General features: G+C 49.6%; 14 protein-coding genes and 1 tRNA gene. 12 read left to right on the top strand and 3 right to left on the bottom strand.

The window, feature by feature from the left end:
• Positions 1-74: 74 nt before the first annotated feature.
• On the bottom strand, positions 75-716 hold the full coding sequence (locus CBR65_RS06035; protein ID WP_087466026.1) for a DoxX family membrane protein: 642 nt from the start codon (positions 714-716) through the stop codon (positions 75-77).
• A 244-nt stretch (positions 717-960) separates the two neighbouring features.
• Between CBR65_RS06035 and thrS the strand changes: the two genes are divergently transcribed.
• From thrS to CBR65_RS05985, 10 genes are all read left to right on the top strand, one after another.
• Complete coding sequence (gene thrS / locus CBR65_RS06030) at positions 961-2,883, top strand: threonine--tRNA ligase (RefSeq protein ID WP_087466025.1); 1,923 nt, start codon at positions 961-963, stop codon at positions 2,881-2,883.
• Between the two features lie 32 nt (positions 2,884-2,915).
• Entirely contained in the window at positions 2,916-3,464 is a 549-nt protein-coding gene (gene infC, locus CBR65_RS06025) for a translation initiation factor IF-3 (RefSeq protein ID WP_087466024.1), read from the top strand.
• A 119-nt stretch (positions 3,465-3,583) separates the two neighbouring features.
• Positions 3,584-3,781 carry a 50S ribosomal protein L35 gene (gene rpmI / locus CBR65_RS06020; protein ID WP_087468940.1) on the top strand — a complete coding sequence of 66 codons (198 nt, stop codon included), beginning with the start codon at positions 3,584-3,586 and terminating at the stop codon, positions 3,779-3,781.
• A gap of 36 nt (positions 3,782-3,817) precedes the next feature.
• A complete protein-coding gene (gene rplT / locus CBR65_RS06015) occupies positions 3,818-4,177 on the top strand; it encodes a 50S ribosomal protein L20 (RefSeq protein WP_087466023.1) in 360 nt (119 codons plus the stop codon).
• 135 nt (positions 4,178-4,312) lie between these two features.
• Positions 4,313-5,326 carry a phenylalanine--tRNA ligase subunit alpha gene (pheS, locus tag CBR65_RS06010; protein ID WP_087466022.1) on the top strand — a complete coding sequence of 338 codons (1,014 nt, stop codon included), beginning with the start codon at positions 4,313-4,315 and terminating at the stop codon, positions 5,324-5,326.
• A gap of 74 nt (positions 5,327-5,400) precedes the next feature.
• The gene (gene pheT, locus CBR65_RS06005; protein ID WP_087466021.1) at positions 5,401-7,776 is read left to right on the top strand and encodes a phenylalanine--tRNA ligase subunit beta; all 2,376 of its coding nucleotides are present in this window, start codon (positions 5,401-5,403) and stop codon (positions 7,774-7,776) included.
• Positions 7,777-7,787: 11 nt separating this feature from the next.
• The gene (ihfA, locus tag CBR65_RS06000) at positions 7,788-8,096 is read left to right on the top strand and encodes an integration host factor subunit alpha (protein ID WP_087466020.1); all 309 of its coding nucleotides are present in this window, start codon (positions 7,788-7,790) and stop codon (positions 8,094-8,096) included.
• Positions 8,077-8,436 (top strand): MerR family transcriptional regulator, encoded by a 360-nt coding sequence (locus CBR65_RS05995; protein ID WP_087466019.1) that lies wholly within the window; start codon positions 8,077-8,079, stop codon positions 8,434-8,436. Before ihfA ends, CBR65_RS05995 begins: the two co-directional genes overlap by 20 nt.
• 107 nt (positions 8,437-8,543) lie before the next feature.
• Positions 8,544-8,620, top strand: a tRNA-Pro gene (locus tag CBR65_RS05990).
• 171 nt (positions 8,621-8,791) lie between these two features.
• The gene (locus CBR65_RS05985) at positions 8,792-9,541 is read left to right on the top strand and encodes a SapC family protein (protein ID WP_087466018.1); all 750 of its coding nucleotides are present in this window, start codon (positions 8,792-8,794) and stop codon (positions 9,539-9,541) included.
• Positions 9,542-9,636: 95 nt separating this feature from the next.
• Here CBR65_RS05985 and CBR65_RS05980 read toward each other — a convergent pair whose 3' ends face one another.
• On the bottom strand, positions 9,637-9,960 hold the full coding sequence (locus CBR65_RS05980) for an HPF/RaiA family ribosome-associated protein (protein ID WP_087466017.1): 324 nt from the start codon (positions 9,958-9,960) through the stop codon (positions 9,637-9,639).
• Between the two features lie 319 nt (positions 9,961-10,279).
• Between CBR65_RS05980 and CBR65_RS05975 the strand changes: the two genes are divergently transcribed.
• Positions 10,280-11,191: a TIGR01777 family oxidoreductase gene (locus CBR65_RS05975; protein ID WP_087466016.1), complete on the top strand. Its 912-nt coding sequence runs from the start codon at positions 10,280-10,282 to the stop codon at positions 11,189-11,191.
• A 133-nt stretch (positions 11,192-11,324) separates the two neighbouring features.
• Positions 11,325-11,801, top strand: coding sequence for an Hsp20 family protein (locus CBR65_RS05970; RefSeq protein ID WP_087466015.1), 477 nt, complete (start codon positions 11,325-11,327; stop codon positions 11,799-11,801).
• A 54-nt stretch (positions 11,802-11,855) separates the two neighbouring features.
• Here the strand turns inward: CBR65_RS05970 and CBR65_RS05965 are convergent, their stop codons facing one another.
• Positions 11,856-12,869 carry a GlxA family transcriptional regulator gene (locus tag CBR65_RS05965; RefSeq protein WP_087466014.1) on the bottom strand — a complete coding sequence of 338 codons (1,014 nt, stop codon included), beginning with the start codon at positions 12,867-12,869 and terminating at the stop codon, positions 11,856-11,858.
• Positions 12,870-12,924 lie beyond the last annotated feature (55 nt).

Here is a 12,924-nt window from a genome sequence, read left to right as displayed (position 1 = left end):
CTGCTGATCATCGTGCTCCAAGATTAGCATTAATTATGTGATCCGCGTTCGTGACGTGCGACTTTCATTCAATGTCATTCTGTCTCGCGTGAGCTTTGTTTGATATTTTTATCGTGTAACCAGCGCATTAACCAATAATCCACACTGACATAGCGTCCTCCACCGAGAAATAACAAAGCGAGTAACATGCTCAGATAAATCGCCGCAAATTCGATGCCGTTATTGAGGATGACAAACTTGCCGCTAGAGGTCAGCCAGTTGTAATTGCCGTGCTCACGTAGAATATCGCGTGCGCGCTCCAGTTTTTCGCTCGAAGCAATTACGGATTCCGTAGCGAAAGCTGCCTGGGGATCGGCGATAGCCTGCCAGCCGTTTTCCCAATGCACACTGATGATCGCAACCAGCATGGTAATAATCAGAGGTACAGCAATCAGGCGGGTCAATAATCCCAGTGCTAATAAAATGGCACCGAGCAGTTCTGTGGCTGTGGCAAGCAAGGCCAGGAGCCATGGAAGAGGTAATCCCAGCCCCCAATCCGAATTGCCAAACCATTCAACGGTGCTGTCGAAATGATTGAGCTTCTGCATTCCCGCCATCCAGAAAACCGGCACCAGAATGAAGCGCAATGCCAAGGTGGCCAGGCCATCGACATGTCCTAATTTTTGCAGGGATTGCTCAAGTGCGCGGTGGGTTTGTAGCAGCCGGGTTTGGAGCATATGAGAGGTTATCCGTCAGTTAATGGTTATGTTGCGATACAGATGCGCGGCCGTCGCGTTTGTTACAGGCCCAACCCACTTTCGCGCACCCGATGTCGCATATTCTAAAAAAGTCTGGTATGGCTACGCCCACTTTTATATACTCCCGCCTCTTATATTTCAGCTTCCTGCAATAGGAAGGTTTTCCCTGCATTAGTTAACTCAAGTGGCCTTTGGTAGGGGTCACCACTGAAAAGGATGGATCATGCCTGTTATTACTCTTCCCGATGGCTCCAAACGCCAATTTGATAAACCTGTCTCTGTCTATGATGTCGCTGCCGACATTGGCCCCGGCTTGGCCAAGGCAACCATCGCTGGCCGGGTAAACGGTGAGCGCGTTGATGCCCACGATCTGATTGCTGACGATGCGGAGCTGGTTATCTTCACCGCGAAAGATGAAGACGGTCTGGAGATTATTCGCCACTCCTGCGCCCACTTGCTCGGCCATGCCATCAAACAAATGTGGCCCGATGTCAAAATGGCCATAGGCCCGACCATTGAAAACGGCTTTTATTACGATGTCGACCTCGACCATATGTTGACGGATGAAGACATCGCAGCCCTTGAACAGCGGATGCTGACGCTGGCGAAAACCGAATACGATGTGGTGAAAAAGAAAGTGTCCTGGCAAGAAGCGCACGACACCTTTGCTGCACGCGGTGAGCCCTACAAACTGGAAATTCTGGAGCGTGATATTCCCCGTGACGCTACGCCGGGTTTGTATCACCACGAAGAATATGTCGATATGTGTCGCGGTCCGCATGTTCCGAATATGCGTTTTTGTGCGCATTTCAAGTTAATGCGCGTGTCCGGCGCTTACTGGCGCGGTGATTCCAGTAACAAAATGTTGCAGCGGATTTATGGCACTGCATTCGCTGATAAAAAGCAATTGGCTGCGCATTTGCAGATGCTGGAAGAGGCGGTGAAGCGTGATCACCGTAAGTTGGGCAAGAAATTCAATTTCTTCCATCTACAGGAAGAAGCTCCGGGTATGGTGTTCTGGCATCCGCGTGGTTGGACCATCTATTCCACCCTTGAATCCTATATGCGCGATGTGCAGCGCAATAACGGCTACAGCGAAATCAAGACTCCGCAAGTGGTGGATCGCACATTGTGGGAGCGTTCCGGTCATTGGGATAAATTCCGTGCAAACATGTTTACTGTGGCATCAGAAGATCGCGATTTTGCCGTAAAGCCGATGAACTGCCCGTGTCATATCCAGGTGTTCAATCAGGGGTTGAAGAGTTACCGTGAACTGCCTTTGCGTTTGGCTGAGTTCGGCTCTTGTCATCGCAACGAAGCCTCGGGAACCTTGCAGGGCCTGATGCGCGTGCGTGCCTTTGTGCAGGATGACGCCCATATCTTCTGTACCGAAGCGCAGATTCAGGACGAGGTTTCGACCTTCACTGATTTGCTCTATCAGGTCTATGCCGACTTTGGTTTCAGTGATGTCATTATCCGCATTTCCACGCGGCCGGAGCAACGTGTCGGTAGTGATGAAGTCTGGGATAAGGCCGAAAAAGCCCTGATGGATGCCTTGCAAAGTAAGGGGTTGCCCTATGAACTTTTACCGGGTGAGGGTGCCTTCTACGGTCCGAAGATTGAATTTTCCCTGAAAGACTGTATTGGCCGCGTATGGCAATGCGGCACCATTCAGGTGGATTTCTCCATGCCCGGCCGTCTGGACGCGCAATACGTAGCGGAAGATGGCTCACGTCAGGTGCCGGTTATGCTGCATCGGGCTATCCTCGGTTCCTTCGAGCGCTTTATCGGTATCCTGATCGAGCATTATGAAGGTTCTTTCCCTGCCTGGCTGGCGCCGGAGCAAGCGGTGGTTCTGAATATCACCGACAATCAGGCCGAATATGTCGAGAAAGTGGAAAAAACCTTGCGTGATAAGGGCTTCCGTGTCATTTCGGACTTGAGAAACGAGAAGATCGGCTTTAAAATCCGCGAGCACACGATTCAGCGGGTTCCCTACCTGCTCGTCATTGGCGATAAAGAGGTTGAAAATCAATCTGTTGCAGTTCGCACAAGGGACGGAAATGATTTGGGTGTAATGAGCCTGGAAGCCTTTACTGACCTGCTGGCTGCTGATGTAGCACGCCGGGGACGTATTTCTTCCTGACTTGTTTCTATTAATGAACTGGAGATAAAACTATCAAACGAGATAACGCTACCGCGAATAAAGGTAATTCCAAAAAGGCGCGGATCAACGATCAAATCGAAGCAAAAGAAGTTCGCTTAATTGATGCAGAAGGTGAGCAGGTTGGTATCGTTCCCTTGGCAGATGCCTTGGCGAAAGCCCAGGCGGCAACTCTTGACCTGGTAGAGATTGTTGCTGATAGCGACCCCGTGGTCTGTAAGATCATGGATTACGGTAAACATCTGTTTGAGTTAAAGAAAACCAAAGCGGCTGCCAAGAAGAAGCAAAAGCAGCAGCAAATTAAAGAAATGAAATTTCGACCAGGGACGGAAGAGGGGGATTATCAGGTCAAACTACGCAACCTGATACGTTTCCTTGAACACGGGGACAAGGCCAAGGTAACGTTAAAGTTCCGCGGCCGCGAACTGGCTCACCAGGAGCTTGGTATGGAGATGATGCAACGCATCGAGCAAGACCTGGCGGAGATGGGTACTGTAGAACAATCGGCAAAGATGGAAGGCCGTCAATTGACTATGGTAATCGCCCCGAAAAAGAAAAAGTAACCGGGCTTTTAGCTGCCTCAGGCTACTTTAAAGAGACATCGTCATATGCAGTAGTTTTGTGTATGGCCAGCAATAACGCGGTGTCTCGTATTAATCACTACGAATGCGGAGCTTTTCCCATGGCAACAAAAGCTAAAACACATAGTGGCGCTTCCAAGCGCTTCAAGAAGACCGGCGCTGGCTATAAGCACAAGCACGCCAACAAGAGCCACATCCTGACCAAAATGACCACTAAGCGTAAGCGTCAGTTGCGCGGCACCAGCATTGTTGCTGAGGTCGATGTACCAGCTGTTAAGCGTATGCTTCGCGCCAACTAATATTGGCTTCATTGAGAATTTTGAGAGGATTGAATTATGGCCCGTGTTAAGCGTGGTGTAGAGGCGCGTCGTCGTCACAAGAAAGTTTTAAAAGCTGCAAAAGGTTATTACGGTGCACGCTCACGCGTATTCCGCGTAGCCAAGCAGGCTGTTATCAAAGCCGGTCAATATGCTTACCGCGATCGTCGCGTCAAGAAGCGTAACTTCCGTGCATTGTGGATCACTCGTATCAATGCCCAGTCTCGTGCTGAAGGCATGACCTACAGTCAACTGATTGCCGGCTTGAAGAAAGCCAATATCGTGCTTGACCGTCGCGTACTGGCTGATCTGGCGGTATACGATAAGGCAGCTTTTGCTGCAGTTGTTGAGAAGGCTAAATCAGCTCTGGCTGCTTAATCGTCCAATGACTGTCAGGTGTTTGTAAGAACACCGATGCGAACGCGATGAAAGGGAAGGGGCTGTTTCAGTTCCTTCCCTTTTTTTATGGTGTTATTTGTTTTCCCCATAACAACTTACTTTTTGGAATCACCAATGGATAACCTGGTTGCGCTCACTGAAGCGGCACTCAAATTGGTAGCAGAGGCGCAAGATCTGGCGACTCTGGATAACGTACGGGTCGATTACCTGGGCAAAAAAGGCAGCGTAAGCGCCTTGATGAAAAATCTTGGCCAGTTATCTCCGGAAGAGCGTCCGGCAGCCGGTGCAGAAATCAATCAAGCCAAAGATAAGATTCAGGACGCTATTGCTGCGCGCAAAGCAGATCTTGAAGATGCGCAGATTGCGGCAAAACTGGCAAGCGAGATTGTTGATGTCACCTTGTCCGGCCGCGGCGAAATTACCGGTGGATTGCATCCCGTAACGCGCACGCTTCAACGCATCGAAGAAATCTTTACCGCTGTAGGCTACAGCGTGGAAGTCGGGCCTGAGATTGAGGACGACTACCACAACTTCGGTGCCCTCAATATTCCCTCGCATCACCCGGCGCGGGCGATGCACGATACTTTTTACGTGAATGACAATCATGTGCTGCGCACGCACACGTCACCGGTTCAGGTGCGTACCATGGAAAACCAGAAGCCGCCTATTCGCGTTATTTGTCCTGGACGTGTTTACCGTTGCGATTCTGACCTGACGCACACTCCCATGTTTCACCAGGTGGAAGGGTTGGTGGTGGATAAAGACATCAGCTTTGCCGATCTCAAAGGAACCGTTGATCAATTCCTGAAAGCCTTCTTTGAAGTGGACGTTCCTGTGCGCTTCCGTCCATCTTATTTCCCGTTTACTGAGCCTTCGGCTGAGGTGGATATCCAGTGCACCCAGTGCCACGGCAAAGGCTGTCGCGTGTGTAAGAACACGGGGTGGCTCGAAGTGATGGGGTGCGGCATGGTACATCCGGAAGTATTTGAATCCTCTGGTGTAGATACTGAAACCTACACCGGCTTTGCCTTCGGTATGGGCGTGGAGCGTTTGGCCATGTTGCGTTACGGTGTTAACGACTTGCGCTTGTTCTTTGAGAACGACCTGCGCTTCCTGAAGCAATTTTAATCAAACAACCACGGCCCTCCGGCGGTGGAGAGAAACCACTAGAGACTATTATTAGCTCCTAGAGACTGAATACTATGAAAGTAAGTGAATCCTGGTTGCGCGAATGGGTTAATCCGGCTATTTCCACCGATGAGTTGGTGGCGCAGCTGACCATGGCTGGACTGGAAGTGGATGGAATAGAGTCAATTGCCGGCGATTTTTCCGGTGTGATTGTGGGTGAAATTATTGCCGTCGAACAACACCCGGACGCAGATAAATTGCGTGTTTGCCAGGTGGCCGGTTTGCCGGAAGGACAAATGCAGGTCGTTTGTGGAGCGCCGAATGCGCGCGTGGGTCTTAAGGCACCTTTTGCCACCATTGGCGCTAAATTGCCCGGTGACTTCCAGATCAAGAAAGCCAAATTGCGGGGCGTTGAATCCTTCGGCATGCTGTGTGGGCAGACGGAGTTGGAAGCGGGCGATGATGATAGTGGTTTGTGGGAGCTGGCTGCGGACGCCCCCGTTGGTGCTGACTTGCGTGAATACCTCAAGCTTGATGACAAGCTGATCGAAGTAGACCTTACGCCCAACCGCAGCGACTGCCTGAGTGTAAAAGGCATGGCACGGGAGATCGGCGTTCTGAATCGTGCTTCAGTTGAGTCACCCGCTATTCCTGCGGTTGTACCGACGCTGAGTGACACCTTTGCTGTTCACCTTGAGGCTGATGCCGCCTGTAGTCGTTATGTAGGTCGGGTTATTCGCAATATTGATATCTCTCGTCCTTCTCCGGCCTGGTTGCAGGACAAACTGATCCGTGCTGGTTTGCGTTCAATAGATGCTGTTGTTGACGTGACCAACTATGTCCTCATGGAATTAGGGCAACCTATGCATGCTTTTGACCTCCAGAAATTGCAGGGTGCCATTCATGTCCGTATGGCACAGCAGGGTGAGTCACTGGTCCTGCTGGACGGTCAGGAGGTTAAGCTTAACGCCGATACGCTGGTGATTGCCGACGATCAACAGGCTTTGGCTATTGCCGGTGTAATGGGGGGCAAGGCCACCTCTGTCAGCGACACTACTCGTGATATTTTCCTGGAAAGTGCTTTTTTCAATCCTGTATCCATAGCCGGCCGGGCGCGCTCCTATGGGCTGCATACGGACTCTTCGCACCGCTTTGAGCGTGGGGTGGACTACGAATTACAGATTGAGGCAGTTGAGCGAGCGACCGCATTATTACTTGAGATTGTGGGGGGCGAAGCTGGCCCGGTGATCCATGTCACTAATGGCCATTTACCTCAAAAACGCCAGATTAGATTGCGTCGCGCCAGAATTCAGAGTGGCCTGAGCCTTGATATGGCAAGCACTGAAGTCGTGGATATTTTGGGGCGCCTCGGCCTCTCGTTGGATGAAGAGAATGAGGAAGGTTGGACGTTCTCGACGCCTTCCTACCGCTTTGACATCGCTATTGAGGCGGATTTGTTAGAGGAGCTGGCCAGGATTTATGGTTACAACCGTTTGCCGACGCGTAGTTTGGCCAAGCCTCTGGCAATTCAGCCTCATCCGGAAGTGAAGCTTGGATTGCCTGCCTTACGGCGTCATCTGGTCTCCCGCGGTTATCAAGAGGCCATCACCTATAGCTTTATTGAGCCTAAGATGGCGTCGTTATTCGACCCGCAAACGGATGCGATTATCTTGCGTAACCCGATCAGTGCGGATATGTCCGCCATGCGGACCAGCCTCTTGCCCGGTCTGGTAAACGTGCTGCGGCATAATCTTAACCGGCAGCAGGAGCGCGTTCGACTTTTTGAGAGTGGGCTACGCTTTTTGCCTGCGCCGGATGGCTTTAAACAACAAGCCATGCTGGCAGGATTGGTCTATGGTCGTCGTAGCCCGGAATCCTGGGCAAATTCGGCCGACTGGGTAGATTTTTTTGATCTTAAGGGCGACCTTGAGTCGCTGATCGGCGTAACGGGTAATACTTCTGGCTTTACCTTCAAAGCTGCCGTTCATCCTGCAATGCATCCTGGGCAAACGGCGGCTATCTATTGCGAAGGGGAGCTGCAGGGCTATCTGGGCGCTTTGCATCCCACACTCCAGCAGCAATTGGACATACCCAAAGCGGCTTATGTTTTTGAGGTCACATTAACCAGCCTGTTGGCGGCGCGTGTGCCAGGTTTTAGCCCGTTGTCCAGGTTCCCCGAGGTGCGCCGTGATCTGGCCGTTGTGGTCGATCGCAACCTGGCTGCGGACGCTCTGCTGGATGCTGTCAAAAATAAAGCTGGGGAAGAGCTTGTGGACTTAAAGGTATTTGACGTATATATGGGCAAAGGTATTGATCCACATAGAAAAAGTGTGGCGATGGGGTTGACCTTTCAACATCCATCACGCACTCTTACAGAGGATGAGATCAGCGCCTCTATAGACAATGTTGTTCGATATCTGGAGGCAAACTTTGCAGCCACCCTCAGATAGGGATAATAAATATGCCGGATGGTGCTCTGACGAAAGCAGACTTGGCCGAGAAGCTGTATGAAGATCTCGGCCTTAATAAACGCGAAGCCAAAGAGCTTGTTGAACTCTTTTTTGAAGAGATTCGTCACGCTCTTGAAAATAACGAACAGGTAAAGTTGTCTGGCTTTGGAAATTTTGATCTACGTGACAAAAGCCAACGTCCGGGACGCAATCCCAAGACGGGAGAGGAAATCCCGATCAGTGCGCGTCGGGTAGTCACTTTCCGCCCGGGACAAAAACTCAAGGCCAGAGTAGAAGCATATGCTGGAACCAAGTCATAACGACGAACTGCCGGTCATTCCCGGTAAGCGCTACTTTACGATTGGTGAAGTCAGCGAGCTATGCGCAGTAAAGCCTCATGTCTTGCGCTATTGGGAGCAGGAATTTCCTCAATTAAAGCCGGTAAAGCGCCGGGGTAATCGTCGTTATTATCAGCGTCAGGATGTGCTTACGATTCGCCAGATTCGCACACTGCTATATGATCAAGGTTTCACCATTGGTGGCGCCCGCTTGCAGATGAGTAGCGACCCACAGCAAAACGAATCCAATCAATTCACGCATCTGGTTTCTCAAATGATTGTGGAATTAGAACAATTACTAGACGTATTGAAAGCCAGATAATTTCCGTGTCATCGGCAGTTGCAATATCGATAAATTGCGGTATTATGCCGATCCCTCGCAGCTGATGGCGTAAACCATTGCTGCAATATCAGTTTTTGATGTCTCGTCGGAGCGTAGCGCAGCCAGGTAGCGCACCATACTGGGGGTGTGGGGGTCGTGGGTTCAAATCCCGCCGTTCCGACCATTTTCTAGCTTATCTTTTTATCTTCTTCTTTAGCACTCCAATTCTCATCTGACATTGCTTTTCGACTACTGGCACATTCCGATCAAAGTGCTACTATGTACGCCTTCTTTGGTATCGCCCCTGTGCTCTTCAAATTAAGGTGCGTTCTTCAAAATAACAAGAGGTATACTTGTGTCAAAGCAATTAATGATTTACGAAAATATTCAGCCGCTCTCCGATAAACACCGCACTTGGGCTGTTAATGTGTCCAGCTATGATTTTGCTGCGCATTTGAATTCATCACCGCTGCTGGCCACGGAGATTCCCTTTGCAGCGGGCGAATACCCCATTATTTTCTCCGCTACCGCAACGGAAGGTGAGTATCTCCCCTTGGCGGTGATGGGTCTGAAAGAAGGTCAGAATTTATTTATCGACGCCAATGGGAAATTTTCAGCGCGTTATATTCCTGCATTTATCCGTCGCTACCCGTTTGTATTGGCCGGTGCGAAAGAGGCCGAAACCTTGACGCTGTGCATTGATGAGAACAGCAAAGCCTGCATTCCCGATGGGAGCCAAGGCAAACGTTTGTTTGATGATAACGGCGAGCAATCTGCTCATCTCAAAGAGGTGGTAGAATTCCTTAAGGATTATCAATACCGTGCGGAAATGACCAAGGCATTTTGTAAAAAACTGCACGAGCTGGATTTGCTGGAGCCTATGCAGGCCACGATTACTTTTAAAGATAATCAGGCAGCAAATATGAATCTCACCGGTTTCTATGTGGTTAAACGCGAGAAACTGAAAAAAATTAGTGATGCGGAAGTTCTGGATTTATTCAAGAAGGATGGAATGGAGCTGATTTATAGCCACATGCAGTCACTGTCGAATTTGAATGATCTAATTAATAAAATGTCAGGGCAGATGGTTCCAGCAAACGCTTAACGCTATCCTGATTACCAATAAAAAAGCCGGCCCCGAAAGAGGCCGGCTTTTTTATTGGTTGGAAGTTTGCAAAGCTACTACGGATGTTTGAAAAATCAGTGGGTTTGTCTGATATCTCGATGTTTGGCATTCATTTGCTTGATTTTGCGCTCGGCCGTCAAGAAGGCATCGCGTACTGCCACATGAATAGACTCATCATCCCGCGCTACAGTCACGGCACCGCCTTTAATATCGAGTTCAATAGATGCTCGGTATTGTTTGCCTTTGTGTTTGTGGTTGTGGGGAGTATCAAGGACTACGCGGCTGTGGATGATTTGATCGGTAAAGCGATTAAGTTTTTCAACTTTTCGGGAGATGACTTCGTTTAGTGCGGCAGATGAATCCAGATCACGATAAATGACATCGACTGCAGGTTTCATTCGTTAACCTCCTTAACGGTGCGATGGATGAGAGCTTGAAAAAACGGTCCGTGGCAGGATGGATTTTCGAAAACTCTCATTAACTATATTGATGATTCCCCAGAAAATATCAAGGTGAAATCTCCCTTTTTTATAAGAACATTTTCATCTGAAAAATTAATATGTGCGTTTGTTCATCAATAGTCACTTTGGATTTGCGAAAGTGTCAATATACGACTACGAGAAAATGCTTTTGCATACGTAACAGCAAAGGGCAACTACGGATTTATCGTTAGATATCACATGATAGTTTTGAGCTAAATCCACTGGGAGAGAACATATGTCGCACGATAAACGTTTACTAATAACTGGTGGGACCGGATTTATTGGGGTTCCCTTATGTGAGCAGCTGGTTCGCCGAGGTTACACAGTAACAGTTCTCTCCAGAAATCCGGAACGCGCAGAGAAATTGTTGCCGCCAGGCGTTCGGGTAATTGAAAGCTTGTTGCAAGGAAATGCTGATTTTTCTCACCTGGTGAATCTCGCCGGTGAGCCATTGGCAAATGGCCGGTGGAACGAAAAACGTAAAAATGAATTTTATGCCAGTCGGATCGGGTTGACGAAAAAACTGCTGGATTTCTTCCGATCCAATCACGTCTACCCTGACGTCGTAGTGAGCGGTAGCGCTATCGGTTTTTACGGTGATCGTGATGATGACGTGTTAACGGAGGCCGGTCAGGTAGGCGAGAACTACGCGGCGACCTTGTGCCGCGACTGGGAAGTGATCGCGTCACAATTTTCCGCATTGGGTTCGCGTGTCTGTCTGCTTCGCACGGGTATAGTCCTGGGTTCGGACGGTGGCGCATTGCAGAGGATGCTGCCGGCGTTCAAGTTGGGCTTGGGTGGGAGATTGGGTGATGGGCAGCAGTGGATGTCATGGATTCATCGAGATGATTTGGTGCGTATGATTATTTTTTGCCTGGAGCATCAGGCGCTGCAAGGGCCGGTGAATGGTGTTGCTCCGCAACCGCTGAAGAATCAGGATTTTACGCAGCAACTTGCTGGCGTGCTTCATCGGCCGGCGCTTTTACCCATGCCAGCATTTGCGCTGCGCTTGGTGTTTGGTGAGATGGCTGAGCAGCTGTTATTGGCAAGCCAGCGGGTTGTGCCGCAGGCGAGTGAGCAGGAAGGTTTTACCTTTATTTATCCTGACTTGACAGGCGCTCTTGCTAAAATTCTTAAAAATAATTAATCGCTCGACTTGAAAATATATTGGCCGTCCTTATTTTACCTTTGCAGCCGCTCTTAAGAGGGAAGCAACATTCACTTGACTTGATCTTTTTGATAGGTCCAACTTTTTATATTGCTCGAATGAGGATATACGTATGCGTAATTTTGATTTTTCTCCGCTCTATCGTACCGCGATCGGTTTTGACCGCATGGCTAACTTACTTGATAGTTTAAGTCGCACAGAACAGGCCCAACCCAGTTATCCACCTTACAACATCGAATTGACCTGTGAAGACCAGTACCGCATCACCATGGCGGTTGCGGGTTTTGATCAGGATGAGCTGCATATAGAGCTCAATCAAAATAACCTCACCATTTCAGCGAGCAAACCATCCGACGAAAAACCGAAAACCTATTTGCATCAGGGTATTGCTGCGCGAAGCTTCGAGCGTCGTTTCCAGCTTGCAGACCATGTACAGGTCAAGTCAGCTACCATAGCGAATGGTTTATTACATATCGACTTGCAGCGCGAAATTCCAGAGGCTATGAAACCGCGTACTATTCAAATTAACAGCGGCAAACCGCAGGAAAAATTGACTGCGGTAAAGCAATCGGATTCAGCTGCTGCTTAACCCAATAGTTTGTTTAACAAAGTTAAGCGCCGGACCACCAGGTCCGGCGCTTTTCTATTGATCGCTGCTAAATAATTTTGCTCGCACAGTGGCCCGGTATTCCTTCGGGGTAGTGGTCAATTGTTTTTTGAATAAAGCAGTGAAATAGCCTGCGTCCTGATACCCCACTTTTTCAGCAACTTCATTAATGGAAAGATTGCTGGTTTTTAATAAATCCCGCGCGGTGTTGATGCGAACTTCCTGTAGATACTGAAGTGGTGTCTGCCCGGTTGCCGTTTTAAAACGCCGGTTCAAGGTTCTGGTGCTTAAGCCAAAACGATCAGCTACCTGCTCAAAAGATATGTTTCGGTGATAGTTATCCTGAAGCCAGATTTGTACCTGAATGATGTCCTCATCGGGGTGGCGGCTGTGATCCTGCTCAAAGTAACCGCTGCTCTCATAGGAGCGACGAATTTCATGGGAAAAGTGGCGTTCTACATGGCTTGCTATCGGCTTGCCAAACAGCCGGTGAATGAAGTGTACGGTCAGGTCCGCTAACGAGTTGACGCTTGCCGCACAATACAAGTTACCTGCCTGAGTAATAAAATATTGCCGTTTTAAATCCACCTCCGGGTAATCCCGCTGAAATTGATCAAAATAATGCCAATGGGTGGTGGCCGGCTTGCCGTCCAATAAACCGGCCTCTGCGAGAAAGCAACAGCCTGTCCCCACAGCGCTGATCAGTGCCCCGTTCTGATATTGCTCGCGCAGCCATTCAAGCAGGTACCCGTTGCGCCGGATAAGCGGGCGCGGGTTCCGCCAAAGCCCTGGCAGGTAGATGATGTCATTATGTGTGGCCTGCTCCAGTGAGCAATCAGGCTGCCAGCTAAAGCCGGAGCGTGTGGTGACTGCCTCGGCATACATCGCTGCCGTACGCAGCTTCAAACGTGGCTCCATGAAGCGTCGTCCCTCACGGGAGGCACTTTCAGCCGCTAATAACATCTCCATCGGAAGGGTACTGCTGGTAGCCAGCATGTTCTCGCACAGTAGAAAGGTAATCTGTGTTGCCGGAGCGATGGATTGATTCATAAAGAAGCATCTCTTGGTGTGGCCAAATTAGCATAGATATTGGCTGAATCAACAA

The sequence above is a fragment of the Cellvibrio sp. PSBB006 genome (assembly GCF_002162135.1).
In the GTDB taxonomy this organism is placed as follows: domain Bacteria; phylum Pseudomonadota; class Gammaproteobacteria; order Pseudomonadales; family Cellvibrionaceae; genus Cellvibrio.
Note: the sequence above shows the minus strand (reverse complement) of the source record. Positions and strands in the feature narration are given on the sequence as shown.

Excerpts from the sequence above, each read along its gene's own strand:
- CBR65_RS05970 (WP_087466015.1), top strand. The coding sequence starts at position 11,325 with ATGCGTAATTTTGATTTTTCTCCGCTCTATCGTACCGCGATCGGTTTT.
- pheS (WP_087466022.1), top strand. The coding sequence starts at position 4,313 with ATGGATAACCTGGTTGCGCTCACTGAAGCGGCACTCAAATTGGTAGCA.
- CBR65_RS05995 (WP_087466019.1), top strand. The coding sequence starts at position 8,077 with ATGCTGGAACCAAGTCATAACGACGAACTGCCGGTCATTCCCGGTAAG.
- CBR65_RS05965 (WP_087466014.1), bottom strand. The coding sequence starts at position 12,869 with ATGAATCAATCCATCGCTCCGGCAACACAGATTACCTTTCTACTGTGC.
- CBR65_RS05975 (WP_087466016.1), top strand. The coding sequence starts at position 10,280 with ATGTCGCACGATAAACGTTTACTAATAACTGGTGGGACCGGATTTATT.
- pheT (WP_087466021.1), top strand. The coding sequence starts at position 5,401 with ATGAAAGTAAGTGAATCCTGGTTGCGCGAATGGGTTAATCCGGCTATT.
- ihfA (WP_087466020.1), top strand. The coding sequence starts at position 7,788 with ATGCCGGATGGTGCTCTGACGAAAGCAGACTTGGCCGAGAAGCTGTAT.
- rpmI (WP_087468940.1), top strand. The coding sequence starts at position 3,584 with ATGGCAACAAAAGCTAAAACACATAGTGGCGCTTCCAAGCGCTTCAAG.
- thrS (WP_087466025.1), top strand. The coding sequence starts at position 961 with ATGCCTGTTATTACTCTTCCCGATGGCTCCAAACGCCAATTTGATAAA.
- CBR65_RS06035 (WP_087466026.1), bottom strand. The coding sequence starts at position 716 with ATGCTCCAAACCCGGCTGCTACAAACCCACCGCGCACTTGAGCAATCC.
- CBR65_RS05980 (WP_087466017.1), bottom strand. The coding sequence starts at position 9,960 with ATGAAACCTGCAGTCGATGTCATTTATCGTGATCTGGATTCATCTGCC.
- rplT (WP_087466023.1), top strand. The coding sequence starts at position 3,818 with ATGGCCCGTGTTAAGCGTGGTGTAGAGGCGCGTCGTCGTCACAAGAAA.